We start from the raw sequence: 21,785 nt of genomic DNA on the forward strand, positions 1-21,785 counted from the left end.
TGCACCAGAATTTGAGAAATTAACTGTAGATGCTACAAAAGCTGAAATAAAAATTACAGATACAATAGATGAAGTAAAAGTAACAGTAACAGCAGATGGTGATGTAAAAGAGAATGAAGCAGGAAACTTCAAAGTAAATGTAAGCCAAAAATTAGACCATGATTTAGAAGTAACATTAAGTGATGGCTCAAAAGTTACAATCAAAGCAGGAGAAACATCAGTAAATGTACCATTATCAGCACAAGGTGATGATGTATGGAAAGATGGAGAAACTGTAGAATTAGGTGCAACTTCAGCAAAAGCATTGCCAAATACAGGTGAGACAAGTGCACCAGAATTTGAGAAATTAACTGTAGATGCTACAAAAGCTGAAATAAAAATTACAGATACAATAGATGAAGTAAAAGTAAGTTTACATGGAATAGATACAAATGAGGGAGAACCTACAGTAACATTTATCGCAAAACTTCCATATGAAGTAAGAGCAGAAGATCCTAAAGTAGTAGTTCATACAAAATTAGGTGATATTACAATCGAACCAAAAGGTACAGTAATTGGAAAAGATCCTGATGGAAATGATATCTTATCAGATGGAAAAACAGGAAAAATAGAAGTATCAAATCCAAATACAGAAGACGTATATAGAGATGCAAGTACATTAGATAATGAAATTATAAGTGTGGAGGGTGGAAATTTTGAGAAATTGACAGCAGATACAGATACAGTAACAGTAAAAATAGTGGATACTATAACTCCAGTTGATATTTCAATTGATGCTGTAGCAACTGCACCAAAAGTCATTGATGTTACAACTGTTAATCAGGAAGGAACAGGATTTAATACAACGGCTTATAATAGAGATGGAGAAGAAGTAGATGTTTATATCAAAGACAATCCTGCCGGACTTGGTGTAGAAGGAACAGCCTGGTATACAAATGAATATAGTGAATTAGGACATGATGAAAGAATAGTATTTGATTTTACAAATGATGTAAATTCTTTAGATGTTTCGTTTGCATGGAGAAATAATCAAGAAACTGCACAAATGACTTTTTCAAATGATGGAAAACAAATAGGTTATGCTACAGTTTCAGGTGGTGGAACAGATACAGATGCATTTGTTAGATATTTTGACATGAATAACAATTTATTAAAAGAAGTTCCTGCACAAGGTGGATCAGATAGAATTGATTTAGCTTATACATTTGAGTTTCCTGATGAAAATGGCGAGCCAATGGCATTTGACAATGTTGAATTTAGTGCTCCAAATCCTCAGGATGATTATTTAATTCACGAAATTTCATATACAGAAGTTATAGATCCTAAAATTGCGAATATTAGTACAACAGATGGACAAGTTACCTTTACTTTCCAAATAGACGAAGAATACCCACCTCAAGGGAAAGCAACTGCAATTGTTGAACTAAATGGTAAAGAGTATAATGTAGATTTAAATGCAACAGGTAGAGGAACATTGACTGTTGATGCAAAAGACTTTTCTGATTTATCAGATATAGATGTAAAAGTAAAAGAAGTAATTGGTGGAAATTATGAAAAAGTAAATTCTGCAAGTGAGTCTTTTGATTTAACTGGATCTTTTATTGATGAATTTAGTTCAACTGATGATTCTATAACAATAAATGAAGACCAAACTTATATATTAAGCGCAACTGACTTTGGTGATTATACTGAAAGTGTAAAACAGTTCAAAATCACAGAAGTTCCAAGTGAAGGTACTTTATATTTAACTGTTCATAAAGGTGAAACAATACTTGATGCAAATGGTGATACTCATGTCGTAAAAACTGATACAAAAGTTGAAGTTAATGTCGGACAAGTTGTATCTTTAGCAAATGTTGCAGCTGGAAACTTAGTATATGTACCAAAAGAAGATAGTGATAATGATGTAAAGTTTAAATTTCAAATTGGCGATGAAAATGGAAATTTCAATGAACATGAATATACAACAGGGATAGAAATAATAGCCGTTGCAGATGCGCCAAATGCAAGTATTGATGTTACAAAAGTTGAGTCTACAAGTGGTGAAAATAACCAAGGTGGAAATGGAAATGGAAATTCAAATTCTGATAGATTAGATGTATTACAAGCAGCACATGAAGGTACAGGTAAAGATGGTAATTTAGATAGAAATTTTAATTATTCAGGAACAAATGATATCGTAAAAGATTATCAAAATGTAAATGCATCAAGCATAACTACAGATAAAGGGAATGACACATTAGAATTCCAAAGTTTAAATAATGGAAAAAATATCAACACTGGAGATGGTGACGATAAAGTAGTTGTTAATCAAAGTTCAAGTGCAAATATTAACTTGGGTGAAGGTAATAATACTTATACAGTTGCAGGAAGTTTAAATCAAGGTTCAACACAATCTGGTTCAGGTGATGATACATTTATTGTAAATCAAGGAACAAATCAAACTACTGTAAATTTAGGTGATGGGAATAATACTATAAGTGTTGGTGAATCATTAAACACAAGTAATGTGAGTACGGGTAGTGGAGATGATACTTTAATTGTCGGAAATAATAGTGATGGCAATACTATATCAACAGGGGCAGGTGATGATATTGTACAATTTAATGGAAATGTACAAGATACAAAAGTTGATTTAGGAGATGGAAGTGATAATATCTACTTATCTTCAGATAGTGATGTAAACTTTAATATAAATACAGTAATAGATGGAGGAAAAGGACAAGACACTCTTCACTTTTCGGGAAAAATGGAAGATTATAAAGTATCAGTTGGTGTTGACCAAGGAGAAGACCATTTAATTAGCTGGGATGAATATGCTCAAATGAACAAAGACCCAGAAGGTTATGCAAATAAAGAGTTTACAATATATGAAGTTGATGGAAATGGTACTTTACAAGGATCTAAATTCGTTGTAAAAAATATCGAAAATGTTGTATTTGAATCAGATAAAGATAGTGGAACTATAGAAACAACTGAAGAATATAATATTGATTTTAGTGCTTCCTTAAATGATATTGATGGAAGTGAAAGCTTAACAGTTACAATTACAAATGTTCCAGAAGGTGCAGAGTTTACTTCTACAAATACATCTTACACATTGACAAATAATGATGATGGAACATGGACTGTTAATTTACCAGAGGGTGCAAAAAATGTAAGTGATAGTATTACAATGACAGTTCCAAAAGGAACAGAAAATATTGATTTAGGAATCACTGCAAGAGCTACAGAGACAAGAGATAATGATAATGGTCAAAATTATGCAGAAACTACAGATAGTGATGCATTAGTTTATGGTGAAGATGAGTCAAAAACTTTAGATTTTGAAGCAAATACTGTAAAAAGTGATGAAAATATTATCATTGTTTTAGATGTTTCTGGAAGTATGAATGATTACGTGAGACTTGAAGATGGATCATGGACAACTAGATTAGCTCTTGCAAAAGATGCATTAGAAAATATGATAGATACTTATGAACAATACTCTAATGTTAAAGTAAATTTAACAAAATTTGCAAGAACTGCGGATGATTTAGATGGAGATGGTTCAGATAATGGATGGTATAGTCCAGAAGATGCATTAAATATCATCAATAATATGAGTGCAGGTGGTAATACAAACTATGAAGATGCACTAGAAGAAACATATACAAACTATACACCTCCTTCAAATGGTGAAAAAGCTACTGTTTATTTTATTTCAGATGGTAAACCAAATGTAGAAAATTATGATGGATTTGAGGAAGAATATGGAATACTAGATAGTAAGTATTTAGATAAATGGAAAGATTTCTTAGAAGATAATGCAAAAGAGTTAAATGTAATAGGTATAGGAAAAGGGATTACAGATAGTACATATTTAGATATGGTTGCACAAAATGTTGGTAATGTAAAAACTAATGTAACAATTCTTGAAGATGAAAATGACCTTAAAGATAAACTTGTAGAAAATGTTTATGAAAAAGTTGAAGGTAATGTTCTTGATAATGTTACAGGTGGTGATGAGAGTATAACTATTGATTCAATTGAAGTTGATGGTGTTACACATACAATATCAGAATCCTCAAATAATATTCTTACTTTACAAACTAGTTCTGGTGGAGTATTAGAATTCAACTTTGAAACAGGAGATTATTCATTTGGTGGATTACGAAACAATATAGTTGAAGAAAGTGAAAGCTTTACAATAAATGTAAGTGATGTAGATGGAGATGCTACTAGCTTTGATGTTAATATTGATATTACAAATACTGTTGATACTGTTGCTAGTGCACCTACATTAAGCTTTAGCATAGAAGCTAATGGATCACAAGAAATTGAGCATGATTATAATTATACTAGGGATGATTATGATCATTCGCAAAATTTTACTGATGCAGATGATTATATAAATATTAAAGATGATGTAGACAGTGATTTAAATACAAGTGGTGGAAATGATGTAGTTAAAGTTGGAGATAATGTACATTATGGAAATAATATTAATTTAGGTGATGGGGATGATTTTATAACTATTGGGGATAGCATAAATGATTATCGTGGACTTTTTGGCTATTCTACTGCAAAAGTAGATGGAGGAGAAGGAAATGATTCTATCTATCTAAAAGGTTATACTGTTTCTCAGTATAAAAATAATTATGATAATATTCAAGATAAAATCTCAAATTTTGAAAATATCAAATGTAGTGATGGAGTAGTTAAAGGAGATTCTAGTGTATTTAATACTTCACCTTTATCTTCAACAGTATATAGTTATACAATTACATTAGCTGCAGCATTAGTGGATCTTGATGGAAGTGAAACATTATCTAAAGTTACAGTAGATAATATTCCTGATACTGTAACTTCTATAAAAGATAGTTCAGGGGTAGAATATAATGTAACTGGTGGAGTAGTAGAATTACCTGTTGAAAGTGGAAAAGAAGAAGAATTTACTTTTATTTCAAATGAAAAATTAGATTCAACTGATATTAATTCAATGAAAGCAAGTGTAACTTCAACAGAATCAGAAAGTGATGATACAAACACTGTAACAACAACTGCAAAATTAGAGGTTGATGTAGATGAATCAAATCATATGACAGGAACTGATGCAGATGAAAAATTTGATTCACATGGAAGCCATGCAACAATTGATGCAGGAAAAGGTGACGATGAAATTGTATTCCATGCAGGAGATAAAGTTGATGGTGGAGAGGGTGAAGATACATTATTAATTTTAGATGATGATGAAAGTATAGATATTTCTGGTATTAATACAATTCAAGCAAGTACAGATCTATCACAAGTTCATAATATTGAAGCTATTGATTTATCAAATGATATAAAAGATAATTTAGTTATTGATGAAGAGGATGTAAAAAACCTAACAGATAATGAAAATGTTCTTAAAATCTTTGGTGATGATAGTGGAGATAGAGTTACTTTAGAAGGTGGAAGTGATAATTGGACATCTGGTGGTCAAGTTACAGATGATGATGGGAATACATTTAATGTATTTGAAGGTACAGCTTCTGGAACATCAAATATCAAAATACTAATTGATTCTGATGTTTCTGTTGATCCTGATATTTAAAAAGAGAAGTTTCACTTCTCTTTTGACTCTTTTTAATCTTTCATATTTTTTTTAAACCTTTTTAGATATAATCGCCTTAATTTTAAATTTAACTTTAACAAGATAGGAAAATTATGTCTAAAGAATTACTTCAAAAACAGGCTAATACAATTAGATTTTTAGCTGCTGATATGGTTCAACAAGCAAATTCAGGACACCCAGGTGCACCAATGGGATTGGCTGATATTGCAACAGTTTTAAGTTCTCACTTAAATATTAATCCTTCAAATGACAAATGGCTAAATAGAGATAGATTAGTATTTAGTGGAGGTCATGCTACTGGATTAGTGTATTCATTACTTCATTTATGGGGATTTGATGTTAGTTTATCTGATATGAAAAACTTCAGACAACATAACTCAAAAACACCAGGACATCCAGAGTATGGTCATACTCATGGGATTGAGATTACAACTGGACCTTTAGGACAAGGAATCGCAAATTCTGTTGGTTTTTCAATGGCTTCAAAATATGCACAAAATCTTTTGGGAGATGACGTAATAAATCATAAAGTTTACTGTTTATGTGGTGATGGTGATTTACAAGAGGGTATTTCTTATGAAGCTTGTGCAACAGCAGGACATTTAAACTTAGATAATTTAGTAATTATTTATGATTCAAACTCAATTACAATTGAAGGTGATACATCAATTGCATGGAGTGAAAATGTTAAGAAAAGATTTGATGCAATCAATTTTGAAGTAATAGAAATTGATGGGCATAATTTTTCACAAATTGATAATGCATTAATAAAAGCAAAAGAAGCTACAAAGCCTGTACTTATTATTGCAAAAACTGCAATAGGAAAAGGTGCAGCTACACTTGAAGGAAGTCACCATACGCATGGGGCACCTTTAGGTGAAGATGAGATTAGAGCTTCTAAAAAGAATGCAGGATTTGATCCAGATGAAAAATTTGTTGTTCCTTATGATATCAAAGGTGCATTTGATAAATTAATTAAAGGTGCAGAAGCTGAAAGTGCATGGAAAGAATCTTTAAGTGATGAAGTAAAATCAAAAATTGAAAAACTTCAAAATCCTGATTTTGATGCAATTGAGTATCCTGATTTTTCTGATGTTGAAAGTATTGCTACAAGAGGTTCTAATCATAAAATATTAAATGCAATTGCAAAAGCAGTTCCTGGCTTTTTAGGTGGAAGTGCAGATTTAGCTCCATCAAATAAAACTGAACTTTCAAATATGGGTGATTTCCCTAATGGAAGAAATATTCACTTTGGTATTAAAGAACATGCAATGGCAGCAATGACAAATGCAATGAATTTATATGGATTATTTAGAGTATTTAGTGCAACATTTTTTGTTTTCTCTGATTATTTAAAACCAAGTGCAAGAATTGCAGCACTTGCTTCAATTCCTCAACATTTTGTTTGGACACATGATTCTATTGGTGTTGGAGAAGATGGACCAACTCACCAACCAATTGAACATTTATCTCAATTTAGAGCATTACCAAACTTTTATGTATTTAGACCAGCAGATGCAACTGAAAATGTTGATTCTTGGAAAACTGCTTTTAAATTAAGTGCTCCAACTGCATTTGTTTGTTCTAGACAAAATTTAGAAGTATTAAAAGATGAAAAAGCATTTGGTGAAGTATCAAATGGTGGGTATTTATTAAAACAAAGAGAAAATGCAACAGTTACAATTATGGCAAGTGGTAGTGAAGTTATGTTAGCTCTTAAAACTGCTTGTGCTTTAGAAAAAGATGGAATAATTGCAAATGTTGTTTCTGTTCCTTGTTTTGATCTATTTATAGAACAAGATAAAGAGTATATTTCTAAAGTTATTGATAATAATACAAAAGTATTTGCTGTTGAAGCGGCAAGAGGATTAGAATACTATAGATTTGCAGATGTTGTTTATGGTATGGATACTTTTGGAGCAAGTGCACCAGCAAATGAACTATTTGAAGAGTTTGGTTTTACAGTTGACTCTTTAAAAACTAAAATTAAAAACGATCTATAATATTAGTAAAGCAATTATGCTTTACTAATAAATAATTTTCAAACTACACTTAAACAATAAAAAATCTAAAAAAAGTCACGTTAATATCTTAAATATAAATAAATTAAAAATATTATAATAAAAATTTCAAAAAAAAACTCTATTTTGTATAAAAAGTACCTTTTATGTCATATTTTTCTTATAAAATTACTTAATTAGAAAACATAAGTATTTTATAAGATTACATGGAGGTAATTTATGGAAAATGTTATTGAAGCATACACTGGGGTTACACCTCAGGGAAAAAAGAGTAGAACACCTGCTAAATTAGATATTATGCTAACTGCATCAGGTGTTATCCTAGCATTATTTATGATTGGACATATGTTATTTGTTTCAACAATTTTGTTAGGTAAGGATGTAATGTATACTGTTACAAAAATGTTTGAACTTGAGTTCTTATTTGAAGGTGGAATACCTGCTGTTGTAAGTGTAATTGTATTAGCTATTACAATTATATTTATAGTACATGCAATTTTAGGAGCTAGAAAATTTCCAACTAGTTACAGAGCATATATTAGAATTAGAGAACATTCTAAAATGATGCATCATAAAGATACTTCAATGTGGATGTTTCAATGGATTAGTGGTTTAATTATGATGTTTGCTGGATTAGTACACTTATTTATTATGTTTACTCAACCACAAAATATTGGACCATTTGGATCTGCATATAGAGTTGTTGAAAATCATATGTGGTTACTTTATATTGTATTATTAATCTGTGTTGAAATTCATGGTTCTGTTGGACTTTACAGAGCTGCTATGAAATGGGGATGGTTTGATGGTGAAAATCCAAAACAAACAAGAGCAAATTTAATGAAAATGAAAAAAATCTTAAGTTATGTATTTATGACATTAGGTGTTGTTACATTAGCTGCTTATATTAAAATTGGATTAGATCATAATATCGCACCAGGTGAAAAATATCAACCAAATACAAATACTATAGAAATATTAAAAGATTAAAAGGTTTTATTATGAAGATTAAATATTGTGATGCATTAGTAATTGGTGGTGGATTAGCTGGTTTAAGAGCAGCAGTTGCCGCAGCGGATAAAGGTTTAAGTACAACAGTATTAAGTTTAGTTCCAGTAAAAAGATCACACAGTGCTGCTGCACAAGGTGGTATGCAAGCTTCATTAGGTAATGCAAAAATGTCTGAAGGTGATAATGAAGATGTACACTTTGCAGATACAGTAAAAGGTTCTGACTGGGGATGTGATCAAGAAGTTGCAAGAATGTTTGTTACAACTGCACCAAAAGCAATTAGAGAATTAGCTAGTTGGGGTGTGCCTTGGACAAGAATTAGAAAAGGTAATCACGAAGCTGTAATTAATACTAAAAAAACAAACATTTATGAAGATGAAAATAAACATGGTTTAATTACATCAAGAGACTTTGGTGGTACAAAAAAATGGAGAACATGTTACACAGCTGATGCAACTGGACATACTATGTTATTTGCTGTTGCAAATGAAGCTTTAAAAAATAATGTTAATATTGAAGATAGAAAAGAAGCAATTAGTCTTATTCATAAAGATAATAGATGTTATGGAGCAATTGTAAGAGATTTAATTACAGGTGATATTGTTGCATATGTTTCTAAAGGTACATGTATTGCTACTGGTGGATATGGAAGAATTTATGAAATTACAACAAATGCAGTAATTTGTGAAGGTATTGGTACTGCAATCGCTCTTGAAACTGGTGTTGCAAAACTTGGTAATATGGAAGCAGTACAATTTCACCCAACTCCACTTTTCCCATCTGGTATTTTATTAACAGAAGGTTGTAGAGGTGATGGTGGTGTTCTAAGAGATGTTGATGGTTATAGATTTATGCCAGATTATGAACCAGAGAAAAAAGACCTTGCATCAAGAGATGTTGTTTCAAGAAGAATGATGGAACATATTAGAAAAGGTAAAGGTGTTGATTCTCCATATGGTAAACACTTATGGTTAGATATCTCTATTTTAGGAAGAGCACATATTGAAAGAAACCTAAGAGACGTACAAGAAATTTGTGAATATTTTGCAGGTATTGATCCAGCTGATGAAGGTGCAAAAGGTTGGGCTCCAGTTCACCCAATGCAACACTACTCAATGGGTGGTATTAGAACAAAACCAACTGGTGAATCTCCAACATTAAAAGGTCTATTCTCTTGTGGTGAAGCAGCTTGTTGGGATATGCATGGATTTAATAGACTTGGAGGAAACTCAGTTTCTGAAACTGTTGTTGCAGGTATGATTGTAGGTAACTACTTTGCAGATTTCTGTAAAGACAATGAAATTGAAATAGAAACAAAATATATTGAAAAATTTGTTGATGAAAAAGAAGCATATATTCAAGAATTAATTACTAGAAATGGTAATGAAGATGTTTTCAAAATTAAAAACAGAATGAAAAAAATTATGCAAGATTATGTTGGTATCTTTAGAGATGGACAAGGATTAGAAAAAGCTGTAAATGAATTAGAAGATTTATATAAAAGATCAAAAAATATTTCAATTACAAATAAACAACTTACAGCAAATCCAGAACTTGAAGAAGCATATAGAGTTCCAATGATGTTAAAAGTAGCACTATGTGTTGCTAAAGGTGCAGCAGATAGAACAGAATCAAGAGGTGCTCATACAAGAGAAGATTATCCAAAAAGAGATGATGCTAATTGGTTAAAAAGAACTCTTACTTCTTGGAAAGAGGGTGATACAATGCCAACTGTTGAGTATGAAGATCTTGATATCATGAAAATGGAAATCCCACCTGCATTTAGAGGTTATGGTGCAAAAGGTATGATTATAGAACATCCAGATTCTGCAAAAAGACAAGCAGAAGTTGATGACTTAACAGAAAAATTAGAAGCAGAAGGTAAAGACAGATATGAGATTCAAGATGCATTAATGCCTTTCCCTCTACAAGATGAATATAAAAGAAAAAATATTAGATTAGGAGTTAACTAATGGCACGTCAATTAACAATAAGAGTATTAAGATACGATCCACAAAGTGGAGATAGTAAACCTTACTTTAAAGATTATTCAATTGAAGAAACAGATAGTATGACAATCTATTTAGCCCTAACTAAAATTAGAGAGTCTTTAGATGCTGGTTTAAGTTTTGACTTTGTTTGTAGAGCAGGAATTTGTGGTAGTTGTGCAATGATGATTGACGGAAGACCAAAACTTGCTTGTAGAACATTAACAAAAGATTTAGGAAATGTAATAACATTATTACCTTTACCAACATTCAAACTAATCAAAGATTTATCTGTAAATACAGGTGAATGGATGGATGGTATGAGTAAAAGAGTTGAATCTTGGATTCATACTAGTAAAGAGACTGATATTGCAAATCTTGAAGAAAGAATTGATCCAGATGTAGCTGACGAAGTATTTGAACTTGATAGATGTATTGAGTGTGGATGTTGTGTTGCTGCTTGTGGTACAAAATTAATTAGAGAAGATTTCGTTGGTGCAGTAGGGTTAAATAGAGTTGCAAGATTTGAATGTGACCCACATGATGAAAGAACAGATGAAGACTATTATGAATTAGTTGGAGATGATAATGGAATCTTTGGATGTATGACTCTTCTTGGTTGTGAGGATACTTGTCCAAAACACCTTCCTTTACAAAATAAAATTGCTTATATGCGAAGAAAGCTTGCTACTATAAAAGAGTAAAGACAACCAAATTTTAAAAGCTCTAGACCCCCCCATCCCCCTAGAGCTTTTATCTAATATAGTTATTAGAAAAAGCGCAATATGGTATGTCTTGAATAATACTCTTTGTAGTAGGAAGGTAGAAATTCAAAACATTATTTCAAAAGAATATTACGAAACTTTAAAAATCTAATACTATAAAAAAGTATAAAACAGCCAAAAGAGAAGCCCTAGTTTTACATCCTTCTAGGGCTTTTTTTATTCTTCTTTTTTCCTTGAAATTATATTACTTTATAACAAATATAACCTAATCAAATAAATATTATAAAAAAAATCCAAAAAATGTCAAAAAAAGTGAATAATTATTCAAAAAATAACTTTTAGTTCATTTTACAGGAATAGAATTTCTTTAAGTAAAAAATTAAAATCTTATTTTAAATTTTAATTAAGATTTTAACTTTAAACAAAAACAATTTTTTGAAGGATTTATTATGAAAACTAGAATGGAACATGACTTAATTGGAAACAAAGAGATACCAAATGAAGTATATTATGGAGTTCAAACTGCAAGAGCACAAGAAAATTTCCATATTACAGGTATTACATTATCTAAATTCCCAACATTTATAGAATCACTTGCAAAAGTTAAAAAAGCAACAGCTTTAGCTAACTATAATTTAGGAACTTTAGAAGAAAACAAAAAAAATGCAATTTGTGAAGCTTGTGATGAAATTATTGCTGGTTCTTTACATGATCAATTTGTTGTTGATATGATTCAAGGTGGAGCAGGAACTTCTATTAATATGAATGCAAATGAAGTTATTGCAAATAGAGCACTTGAAATTTTAGGACATGAAAAAGGTGAATATCAATTTTTACATCCAAATAATGACGTAAATAAATCACAATCAACAAATGATTCATATCCAACTGCATTTAGAATTGCATTATTTGAAAAAATTTATGAATTAACTGACTCAATGAATGTTTTAAGAAAAGCATTTTCTAATAAAGCAGAAGAATTCAAAGATGTTGTAAAAATGGGTAGAACTCAATTACAAGATGCAGTTCCAATGACTTTAGGACAAGAATTCCACTCTTTTGCAACTATGATTGAAGAAGATATTCAAAGATTAGTTGATGCACAACAATTAGTAAGAGAAATGAACTTAGGTGCAACTGCAATTGGTACAGGAATTAACTCTCATCCTGCATATGCACATGAAGTAGAATTAAAATTACAAGAAGTAACTGGAAGACCTTTTGTTACTGCAAAAGACTTAGTTGAAGCTACTCAAGATACAGGTGCATATGTACAAATTTCTGGAGTATTAAAAAGAGTTGCTACTAAAATTTCTAAAATTTGTAATGACTTAAGATTATTAAGTTCAGGACCAAGAACAGGATTTAATGAAATTAATTTACCAGCAATGCAACCAGGTTCATCAATTATGCCAGGTAAAGTTAACCCAGTTATTCCTGAAGTTGTAAATCAAGTAGCATTCCAAGTAATTGGTACAGATGTAACTATTACAATGGCAAGTGAAGGTGGACAATTACAATTAAATGTATTTGAACCAGTTATTGCTTATAACTTATTCAATTCAATTAATATGATGAAAAATGCATTTGAAACATTAGCAGAAAAATGTGTTAATGGTATTACTGCAAATGAAGAAAGATGTAAAGATTTAGTACTTCATAGTATTGGATTAGTTACTGCATTAAACCCATATATTGGGTATGAAAATTCAACAAATGTGGCGAAAGAAGCATTAGATTCTGGAAGATCAGTTTATGACATTGTATTAGAGAAAAAACTATTAACTAAAGATGAATTAGATGATATTATCAAACCAGAAAATATGATTAAACCAAGAGAGAGAAAATAAGCTTAGGCAATATAATTAAACAAATTTAAGGAGGATGTTATGCTAGTTTTAGAAATAATAGTTGTGTTAGCCGCCATATTCTTAGGAGCAAGAATGGGCGGTATTGGAATCGGTTATGCGGGTGGACTTGGTGTTCTTGTTTTATGTCTTGGGTTTGGACTTGAACCAGGAAGTATTCCAATCGATGTTATTTTAATTATCATGTCTGTTATTGCAGCAATTGCAGCAATGCAAGTTGCAGGTGGGTTAGATTATATGGTAAAAATTGCTGAGGATATTTTAAGAAAAAATCCTAAACAAATTACATATCTAGCACCAACAGTTACATATTTTATGACACTACTTGCAGGTACAGGTCATACAGCTTACTCTACACTTCCAGTTATTGCTGAAGTTGCAAAAGAGCAAGGTATTAGACCATCAAGACCTTTAAGTATTGCAGTTGTTGCATCTCAAATAGCAATTACAGCTTCTCCTATTTCAGCAGCAGTTGTTTTCTTTAGTGGGATTTTAGAACCACTAGGAGTTGGTTATATTCAATTATTAGCAATTGTTATTCCTACTACTTATGCTGCTTGTATGATTACAGCATTTTTTAGTAACTTTATGGGAAAAGACTTAAAAGATGATCCAGTATATAAAGATAGATTAGAAAAAGGTCTTGTTAAATTAAGAGGTGAGACTAAAGTTGAAATCAAAAAAGGTGCAAAATTATCTGTAGCTATTTTTTGTTTAACTATTCTTGCAGTTGTTACATATGCTACATTAATTAGTAAAAAAGTTGGAGTTATTGTTGACCCTTCTTTACCAAGAAATGCAGCGATTATGGTATTTATGTTAGCGTGTGCAACAATTATTGCATTAGCTTGTAAAATCGATACAGGAAAAGTTATTAGTGCATCAACATTTAAATCAGGTATGAGTGCTTGTATTTGTGTCCTTGGTGTTGCATGGCTAGGAACTACTTTTGTTGGTGCTCACATCAATGAAATTAAAGGTTTTGCAAGTGATTTATTAAATCAATATCCATGGATGTTAGCTGTTACATTATTCTTTGCAAGTATGTTGTTATACTCTCAAGGTGCAACTACAAAAGCATTAATGCCAGCAGCTTTAGCATTAGGTGTTGATCCAACTACTGCAATTGCATCATTTGCAGCAGTAAGTGCATTATTTGTTTTACCAACTTATCCAACACTACTAGCAGCAGTAGAAATGGATGATACAGGTTCTACAAGAATTGGTAATCTTGTATTTAACCACCCATTTATGATTCCAGGTGTTATAGCAATTACATTAAGTGTAATTTTTGGATTCATGTTTGCAGGCGTAATTATCTAATAAGACAAGTTTCGTGCAAGAGTAATCTTGCACAAAGCTAATAATCAAACTATTCACAATTTGAACTAAGGAGAACAGATGAACAAGTTATTAAAAACAGTTGCAGCTTTTGCATTTATTGGTACTTCAGTACTTATGGCTAAACCAAATATCACAATTTTAGCTACAGGTGGAACAATCGCAGGAGCAGGTGATTCTGCTACTAAAAGTGCATATTCAGCAGGTGCAGTTACAGTTGATAAACTGATTTCAGCAGTACCTTCAATTAACAAAATGGCAAATATTAAAGGTGAACAAATTTCAAATATTGGTTCACAAGAGATGAATAATAAAGTATGGTTAAAACTTGCAAAAAGAGTTAATGCTTTACTTAAAAAAGATGATGTAGATGGTGTAGTTATTACTCATGGTACAGATACTATGGAATCAACATCTTATTTTCTTGATTTAACAGTTAAAAGTAAAAAACCAATTGTTTTTGTTGGTGCTATGAGATCAGGTTCTTCTATGAGTGCTGATGGTCCAATGAATATTTATAATGCAGTAAGTGTTGCTATAAATAAACAATCATATGGAAAAGGTGTAGTTGTTGTAATGAATGATGAAATTCATAGTGCAAGAGAAGTAACAAAAGTAAATACTTCAAATGTAAATGCGTTCTCTTCTGTTAACACAGGAAAAATTGGTACAGTTTATTATGGTGATGTACATTATTATATGAATCCTACTAGAAAACATACATATCAATCAGAATTCGATATTGAAAAAATCAACTCTTTACCAAGAGTAGATATTTTATATGGTCATGCAAATGATACAGATATTTTTGCAAAAGCTGCAGTTAAAGCAGGTGCAAAAGGAATTATCCATGCAGGTATGGGAAATGGTAATCCATATCCAACTACTCAAACAGCATTAGCAAATGCAGTTAAAGAAGGTGTTGTAGTTGCAAGAACTTCAAGAGTTGGAAGTGGTAGAACTAATCTTCATGGTGAAGTTGATGATGCTAAATATGGATTTATTGTAACAGATAATTTAAACGCTCAAAAAGCAAGAATTCTATTAATGTTAGGTCTTACAAAAACAAATAATAAAAAAGAACTTCAAAAAATGTTTTTTGAATATTAAAAAGTTAGAAAAGAGGATAAAACCTCTTTTCTCAATATAAAATAACTTATAAATGTTATAATATTATTTATAATATTTATAAGGTTACTTTGATGCAACAATCACTTATTAAACAATTTTTCTTTTTTTTTCTTCTATTTTTTCTTTGTATAAATGTTTATGCAAATGATAAAAAGAATGTATTAATTATTAACTCTTACCATAAAGGTTTTGAATGGAGTGACAGAGTTATTAGAGGTATGGAAGATATATTTTATAATACAAATATAGATTCAAATATTTTATATATGGACTCAAAAAGAATTGCATCTCAACAATACTATAAAAAATTAAAAGAGTTATATTTACTTCAACTTTCAAAACACAAATATGATTTGGTTGTTGTTATTGATCCTTTTGCATATGAATTTGTTTTAAAATATTATAAAGATTTATGCACTAAAGGTCAACCAATATATTTTATTGGATTAGAACAATTTTCAAGAGAATATGTAAAAAAGTTTGGTCTGGAAGATAAAGTTTCAGGAATGATGGAAAGAAGAGCGATTCCTGAAACTATAAAAATGATTCCAAAAATTATGCCAGATATTGAAAAACTTTATATTATTAATGACAAAAGTGCAAATGGCGATGATTCTGAACCTTATATAAAAGAAGCAATAAATCAAATAGGAAATAGATATAAAGTAGAATATATAAGAAGTATAAAATTTAAAGATTTAGTTAAAAAATTTTCTAAATATAAAAGAAATGAAGCAATATTTTTTATTAGATTTTACAATGATAGTACAGGAAAACTTTATAGAAATTATGAGATTGCTTCATTTATACAAAAAGCAAAAATTCCAGTTTTTATTACGGATGATTTATTCATAAAAAAAGGTGCTTTAGGTGGTAAATTAGTAAAAATAAGACAACTAGGACGAAACTCTGCAAAGATTATAATAAAAATTTTAGAAAATCCTAAAGTATCACCAATTATTCAAACAGATATGAGTTATAAATATATATTTGATTATAAAAAAGTAAAAGAGTATTTTTTATCTTTGGAGTCTTTAAATAGTGATTTTGAGTATGTAAATGCACCTATATCATTTTTTGATAAATATAGAAAACTTATAGATATTGTGTTTATAATATCTCCTTTTTTGTTTTTTTTAATTTTGGGACTTATTCATAACTTGTATCATAGAATTAAAAATGCAAAAAAATTAAAACAAAGAATGGAGTTTGATAAAGTATTATTAAATTCAGTTCATACTCCTATTTTATGGCAAGATCAAAATGGTTATATTGTTGATACAAACTCAAAATTTAAAGAGTTAATTAACATGTATTCAAAAGAGGATAAAGGAAGAAAACTAAAAGAGTATATTGAAAATGGAAATGTAAAAAATCTTTTGGTTGTATTAAAAAGTATGACAAAAAAATCAATGGGTGAAAATGAACTTTCATTTAGAGATGATAATAATAGTGAACATACTTTTATGATGAATCAGACAAATTATACGGAAAATATTTTTAAAACTAGTGGTACTGTTACAGTCTTTACTGATATTACAAAAGAAAAGCAGGCATTAAAAGAAAAAATGAAACATCAAGAATTTAGTATTCAGCAAGCAAAACTAGCAGAAATAGGGGAGATATTTTCTTCAATTGCTCATCAATGGAAAAGTCCTTTGGTTGAAATAGCAACTATAGCACAAGAGCAAATATATGCAAATGGAACACAAGAAGATGAAGAAAACTCAAAATATGTAAATGATATTATGGTCCAAGTTAGATATATGACTGATACAGTAAATGATTTTCAAAATTTTATTAAACCATCAAATGAAAAGAGTGTATTTAATATTTATGAAACTGTTGTAACAATGATGGAAATAATAAAACACAATATAAAATATAACTATATAAAAGTAAATATTTATGTATCTGAAAATTGTAATTTAAATATTTTGGGATACAAAAATGAGTTAATGCAAACACTTTTAAATATAGTAAATAATGCAAAAGATGCAATTATAAAAAATAAAAAAGTAAAAAATATAAAAAAAGGAGTTATTAATATAAGTATTAAAAATATAGATAATCATGTATTAATAGAGATAGAAGATAATGGTGGAGGAATCCCAAAAGAGCACATAAAAAATATTTTTGAACCTTATTATACAACTAAAAATAATGGTCATGGAATAGGCTTATATATGGCAAAACTTATTATTGAAGATAAAATGGGCGGTACAATAAGTGCTTTAAATACAGAATATGGTGCAAAATTTAGTATAAAATTGGAATTAAATCATGAAAATATTAGTACTTGAAGATAATGAAAGACTATGTAATCTAATTGCAAGTGCATTAGAAAAAGAAGGATATAAGGTTGATACTTTTTACGATGGAGAGGATGCTTTAGAAGCATTAGTAAATGGTTATCAATGTTTTGTTTTAGATATCAATGTTCCATCTTTAGATGGTATATCTATTTTAGAATCAATTAGAATGTATCATAATGATATTCCTGTTATTATTATGAGTTCAAATCATGAATTAGATAAAATTCAAGCTTCATATGAAATAGGATGTGATGAGTTTTTAAAAAAACCTTTTTTTATGTATGAGTTAATTCATAAGATAAAAAAATTATGTAAATATGAAACTAAAGTTCTAAATTTAGGTGAAGATTGTATCTTTGATTATACAAGACATTGTCTAACTAAAAATAATCAAGAGGTGAAGTTAGCAAAAAAAGAGATACTTTTTCTTGAATTATTAGCAAAAGATATTCATAGAGTATTTAGCTTTGATGAAATTGAAGAGTATGTATGGGAAGGTGAACCAACATCTTTAGGGAATATTAGAGCTTTAGTAAAAAGAATTAGAAAAAAAATTCCTGAAAAATCTATAAAAATTGTAAAAGGACTAGGTTATTCAATTGATGCTTCAGTAGTTGAATAAATTTTAATTTTTTATAAAAAAGTCCATTTTATTTCATTTTATTTTTCTAGAATAGAAGATTAGCTAAATTTTAAGGAGTGAGAATGTGGGCTTTATATAAAAAAGTGCCTTTATGGCAGAAAATATTTTTAGGATTAGTTCTTGGGTTAATTACAGGACTTGTTTTTAAAGATCTTGCAATTTACCTAAAACCTTTAGGAACACTATTTTTAAATCTAATTAAGATGTTAATTGTTCCACTTATTTTTGTGACACTTGTAAGTGGTATTACATCTATGGATGATTTCTCAAAAATGAAAAGAGTTGGTTTAAAAACTTTTTTTATATATTTATCAACAACAGCAGTTGCAATAACAATTGGGTTAGCTTTTGGATTTTTCTTTGAACCAGGTGTAGGAGTATCTTTAGTAAATAAAGAAGCTGTTGTTGCAAAAGCAGCACCATCATTAATAGATACATTATTAAATATAATTACAACTAATCCAATTAGTAGTTTAGCGCAAGGTAATATTTTACAAATTATCTTTTTTGCAATTATTTTAGGATTATCAATAAATCTTGCAAAAGATAAATCAAAACCTGTAAAAGATTTCTTTAATTCATTTTCAGAAGTAATGTTTAAAATGACAGATATTGTAATATCTTTCGCACCTATTGGTATTTTTGGTTTGATGGCTTGGGTTAGTGCCTCATATGGAATGGATGTTTTATATAGTTTGTTAAAAGTGATTTTATGTGTTTACATAGCTTCAATTTTACATATGGTTTTTACATATGGATTAGCAATTAAATTTATTTCAAAATTGAGCATTCTTAAATTTTTCAAAGGAATTATTCCTGCACAGATGATTGCCTTTACGACTACAAGTAGTTCAGGAACTCTTCCTGTTACAACATCTAATGTTGTAAATAATTTAGGAACTTCAAAATCAATTTCAAGTTTTGTTTTACCTTTAGGTGCAACAATTAATATGGATGGAACTGCAATCTATCAAGGAGTATGTGCAATGTTTGTTGCACAAGCATTTGGTGTTGATTTGACATTTTCTAATATGTTAACAATAGTTTTAACTTCAACATTAGCTTCAATAGGAACAGCTGGAGTTCCTGGTGCTGGATTGATTATGCTTACTTTAGTATTAACTTCTGTTAATTTACCTTTAGAAGGTGTTGCAATTATTGCGGGAATTGATAGAATATTAGATATGGCAAGAACTACTGTAAATGTAACTGGAGATGCAATGGTTACAGTTTTTGTTGCAAAAAGTGAAAATGAGTTAGATGAAAAAATTTATAATAGTTAAACAAGAGAGTTAATTCTCTTGTTTTAACCATTTATATATTGTTGCTCTTGATATATTTAATATCTCACATAAGTATGCAACAACATTTCTAATTGAAAAAATACCTTTATCATTTAAAAATAGTATTAACTCTTTTTTTTCTTTTATTTTAAGTTCTTCTATTTTTCTATTTTTTGTTTCTAAAAATTCTTTTATTAATTTATTTGTATGGCTTTTCCAATCCTGTGAAAATAATAGATTAGGGGATTCATTTTTATCTTCAATATTTAAAAATGATTTTAAAGAATCGAAAATATTTTCAAATGTTTGTATATTAAAGTTAATACACATAATTCCTATTATTTCATTATTCTCATCTCTAATAATTGAAGATACGGTTTTTAATCTTTTACCATCAAAATTAACTTTTTCATATGGTCCTACAATATCAGTTGTTAGTGATTTAAAGTCTTTAACATCATTTATCATTTTATCACCTATTTCTCTTTTTGAAAAGGCATTTGAAATATGTACTAATTTTTCTTGTTTCACATCATGTAAAACAACTTCGACATTAGGATAAAAAAGTTTTGTAATTGCATCACAAACTGTTATATGTGGTATTAATTTTTTATTCATAATGAATCTTACAATAATTAAAGCTTAAAATACAAAAAGTCTATAAAAAATAATAAGTTGACAAAAAGTCTATAAAACTCTATAATTTTATTTTTTTTAAGGATATGAAATGTTAAAAGGAATTATTGTCTTACTTGTTTTTCAATTTATTGGAGAGTGTATATCAAAACTTTTTTCTTTACTTGTTCCAGGACCTGTTATAGGAATGATTTTGTTGTTAATATTTTTAATGATAAGAAAAAGCAGTTTTAAAAGTTTAGATAATGCGGTTTTTATTCATTTAAGATATTTACCAATGTTATTTATTCCTGCTGCAATGGGAATAATAACACAAGCAGATATTTTACAAAAAGAGTTTTGGGCTATACTTATTTCTTTATTAGTAGGTACTATTGTTGCACTAATTTTTAGTGCAAAATTAATGGATTATTTAACAGATAGAAAGGCTAAAAATGAACTTTGATGCATTAGAAAACTATGTAACTTCAACACCTTTGACATGGCTTATATTAACAATGGCATCATTTAAAATTGGAATTATTATTTATGAAAAAACTAATAAAAATACTTTATTACAACCAATAATAATTGCATACATAATAATTATGAGTGCTATTTTAATTACAGGTACTTCATATAAAGAGTATTTTGATTCAGTTAAAATAATTCACTTCTTTTTAGGCCCTGCAACAGTTGCATTGGCATTACCTTTATTTAATAATTTAAAATATATAAAGTCTTTGTTTCTTCCCATTGTTATAACTTTGGTAGTTGCAGGGGTTTTTTCAATAGTTATTGCAGTTGGATTATTATGGAGTTTAGATGCAAATTTACAAACAATTTTATCAATGACAACAAAATCTATTACTGCACCAATTGCAATTATAACATCTAAACAAATAGGAGCAATCCCATCATTAGCAGTTGGTTTTGTTATTATTACTGGAATAATAGGAGCTTTATTAGGAACAATTATTTTTAAAATAGTAAAAATCAAACATGAAACTTCTAAAGGCTTTGCTCTTGGTTTAATATCCCATGGAATTGGAACAGCAAGAGCAATAGAAATAGGGGAAAAAGCAGCTGCATTTTCAGCTTTAGCAATGGGATTAAGTGGTATTTTTACTGCAATATTTCTTCCTATTATGATTTCTTTTTTTAAATAAATAAATAAATATAATTTATTATAAATAGTTTCTTAATAATGATAATCTTTATTAAGAAACTATTAACTTTTTTTTA

Annotated in this window: 14 protein-coding genes; 13 read left to right on the plus strand and 1 reads right to left on the minus strand. The window is 29.2% G+C overall.

All coding sequences use genetic code 11. From position 1 onward, the window contains the following. From CRU93_RS02320 to CRU93_RS02370, 11 genes are all read left to right on the plus strand, one after another. On the plus strand, positions 1 to 5,578 hold a 5,578-nt coding region (locus tag CRU93_RS02320; protein ID WP_164967604.1), incomplete at its 5' end, for an immunoglobulin-like domain-containing protein. A 113-nt stretch (positions 5,579 to 5,691) separates the two neighbouring features. After that, on the plus strand, positions 5,692 to 7,602 hold the full coding sequence (tkt, locus tag CRU93_RS02325; protein WP_129102575.1) for a transketolase: 1,911 nt from the start codon (positions 5,692 to 5,694) through the stop codon (positions 7,600 to 7,602). A 237-nt stretch (positions 7,603 to 7,839) separates the two neighbouring features. Then, positions 7,840 to 8,610: a fumarate reductase cytochrome b subunit gene (locus CRU93_RS02330; RefSeq protein WP_129102576.1), complete on the plus strand. Its 771-nt coding sequence runs from the start codon at positions 7,840 to 7,842 to the stop codon at positions 8,608 to 8,610. Positions 8,611 to 8,621: 11 nt separating this feature from the next. Beyond that, positions 8,622 to 10,604, plus strand: a complete 1,983-nt coding sequence (locus CRU93_RS02335) for a fumarate reductase flavoprotein subunit (RefSeq protein ID WP_129102577.1) — start codon at positions 8,622 to 8,624, stop codon at positions 10,602 to 10,604. Beyond that, complete coding sequence (locus CRU93_RS02340) at positions 10,604 to 11,323, plus strand: fumarate reductase iron-sulfur subunit (RefSeq protein ID WP_129102578.1); 720 nt, start codon at positions 10,604 to 10,606, stop codon at positions 11,321 to 11,323. Before CRU93_RS02335 ends, CRU93_RS02340 begins: the two co-directional genes overlap by 1 nt. 470 nt (positions 11,324 to 11,793) lie before the next feature. Further along, a complete protein-coding gene (gene aspA, locus CRU93_RS02345; RefSeq protein ID WP_129102579.1) occupies positions 11,794 to 13,194 on the plus strand; it encodes an aspartate ammonia-lyase in 1,401 nt (466 codons plus the stop codon). 39 nt (positions 13,195 to 13,233) lie between these two features. Further along, on the plus strand, positions 13,234 to 14,535 hold the full coding sequence (locus CRU93_RS02350) for an anaerobic C4-dicarboxylate transporter (protein WP_129102580.1): 1,302 nt from the start codon (positions 13,234 to 13,236) through the stop codon (positions 14,533 to 14,535). Positions 14,536 to 14,670: 135 nt separating this feature from the next. Further along, positions 14,671 to 15,663, plus strand: a complete 993-nt coding sequence (locus CRU93_RS02355) for a type II asparaginase (RefSeq protein ID WP_258238814.1) — start codon at positions 14,671 to 14,673, stop codon at positions 15,661 to 15,663. Positions 15,664 to 15,755: 92 nt separating this feature from the next. Further along, positions 15,756 to 17,987, plus strand: coding sequence for an ABC transporter substrate binding protein (locus CRU93_RS02360; RefSeq protein WP_129102582.1), 2,232 nt, complete (start codon positions 15,756 to 15,758; stop codon positions 17,985 to 17,987). Further along, the gene (locus CRU93_RS02365; RefSeq protein ID WP_129102583.1) at positions 17,968 to 18,621 is read left to right on the plus strand and encodes a response regulator transcription factor; all 654 of its coding nucleotides are present in this window, start codon (positions 17,968 to 17,970) and stop codon (positions 18,619 to 18,621) included. Before CRU93_RS02360 ends, CRU93_RS02365 begins: the two co-directional genes overlap by 20 nt. A gap of 83 nt (positions 18,622 to 18,704) precedes the next feature. Further along, entirely contained in the window at positions 18,705 to 19,925 is a 1,221-nt protein-coding gene (locus CRU93_RS02370) for a dicarboxylate/amino acid:cation symporter (protein ID WP_129102584.1), read from the plus strand. Positions 19,926 to 19,934: 9 nt separating this feature from the next. Here the strand turns inward: CRU93_RS02370 and CRU93_RS02375 are convergent, their stop codons facing one another. Further along, positions 19,935 to 20,543, minus strand: a complete 609-nt coding sequence (locus CRU93_RS02375; protein ID WP_129102585.1) for a transcriptional regulator — start codon at positions 20,541 to 20,543, stop codon at positions 19,935 to 19,937. 109 nt (positions 20,544 to 20,652) lie between these two features. Between CRU93_RS02375 and CRU93_RS02380 the strand changes: the two genes are divergently transcribed. Beyond that, positions 20,653 to 21,006 (plus strand): CidA/LrgA family protein, encoded by a 354-nt coding sequence (locus tag CRU93_RS02380; RefSeq protein ID WP_129102586.1) that lies wholly within the window; start codon positions 20,653 to 20,655, stop codon positions 21,004 to 21,006. Next, the gene (locus CRU93_RS02385; RefSeq protein WP_129102587.1) at positions 20,996 to 21,709 is read left to right on the plus strand and encodes an LrgB family protein; all 714 of its coding nucleotides are present in this window, start codon (positions 20,996 to 20,998) and stop codon (positions 21,707 to 21,709) included. The genes CRU93_RS02380 and CRU93_RS02385 overlap by 11 nt, the downstream gene beginning before the upstream one ends. The last annotated feature ends 76 nt before the right edge of the window (positions 21,710 to 21,785 follow it).

The organism is Arcobacter sp. CECT 8985 (assembly GCF_004116495.1).
GTDB lineage: Bacteria > Campylobacterota > Campylobacteria > Campylobacterales > Arcobacteraceae > Malaciobacter.

Bases quoted from the DNA above. Each gene is read 5' to 3' on its own strand.
- tkt (WP_129102575.1), top strand. From the start codon at position 5,692: ATGTCTAAAGAATTACTTCAAAAACAGGCTAATACAATTAGATTTTTA.
- CRU93_RS02330 (WP_129102576.1), top strand. From the start codon at position 7,840: ATGGAAAATGTTATTGAAGCATACACTGGGGTTACACCTCAGGGAAAA.
- CRU93_RS02335 (WP_129102577.1), top strand. From the start codon at position 8,622: ATGAAGATTAAATATTGTGATGCATTAGTAATTGGTGGTGGATTAGCT.
- CRU93_RS02340 (WP_129102578.1), top strand. From the start codon at position 10,604: ATGGCACGTCAATTAACAATAAGAGTATTAAGATACGATCCACAAAGT.
- aspA (WP_129102579.1), top strand. From the start codon at position 11,794: ATGAAAACTAGAATGGAACATGACTTAATTGGAAACAAAGAGATACCA.
- CRU93_RS02350 (WP_129102580.1), top strand. From the start codon at position 13,234: ATGCTAGTTTTAGAAATAATAGTTGTGTTAGCCGCCATATTCTTAGGA.
- CRU93_RS02355 (WP_258238814.1), top strand. From the start codon at position 14,671: ATGGCTAAACCAAATATCACAATTTTAGCTACAGGTGGAACAATCGCA.
- CRU93_RS02360 (WP_129102582.1), top strand. From the start codon at position 15,756: ATGCAACAATCACTTATTAAACAATTTTTCTTTTTTTTTCTTCTATTT.
- CRU93_RS02365 (WP_129102583.1), top strand. From the start codon at position 17,968: ATGAAAATATTAGTACTTGAAGATAATGAAAGACTATGTAATCTAATT.
- CRU93_RS02370 (WP_129102584.1), top strand. From the start codon at position 18,705: ATGTGGGCTTTATATAAAAAAGTGCCTTTATGGCAGAAAATATTTTTA.
- CRU93_RS02375 (WP_129102585.1), bottom strand. From the start codon at position 20,543: ATGAATAAAAAATTAATACCACATATAACAGTTTGTGATGCAATTACA.
- CRU93_RS02380 (WP_129102586.1), top strand. From the start codon at position 20,653: ATGTTAAAAGGAATTATTGTCTTACTTGTTTTTCAATTTATTGGAGAG.
- CRU93_RS02385 (WP_129102587.1), top strand. From the start codon at position 20,996: ATGAACTTTGATGCATTAGAAAACTATGTAACTTCAACACCTTTGACA.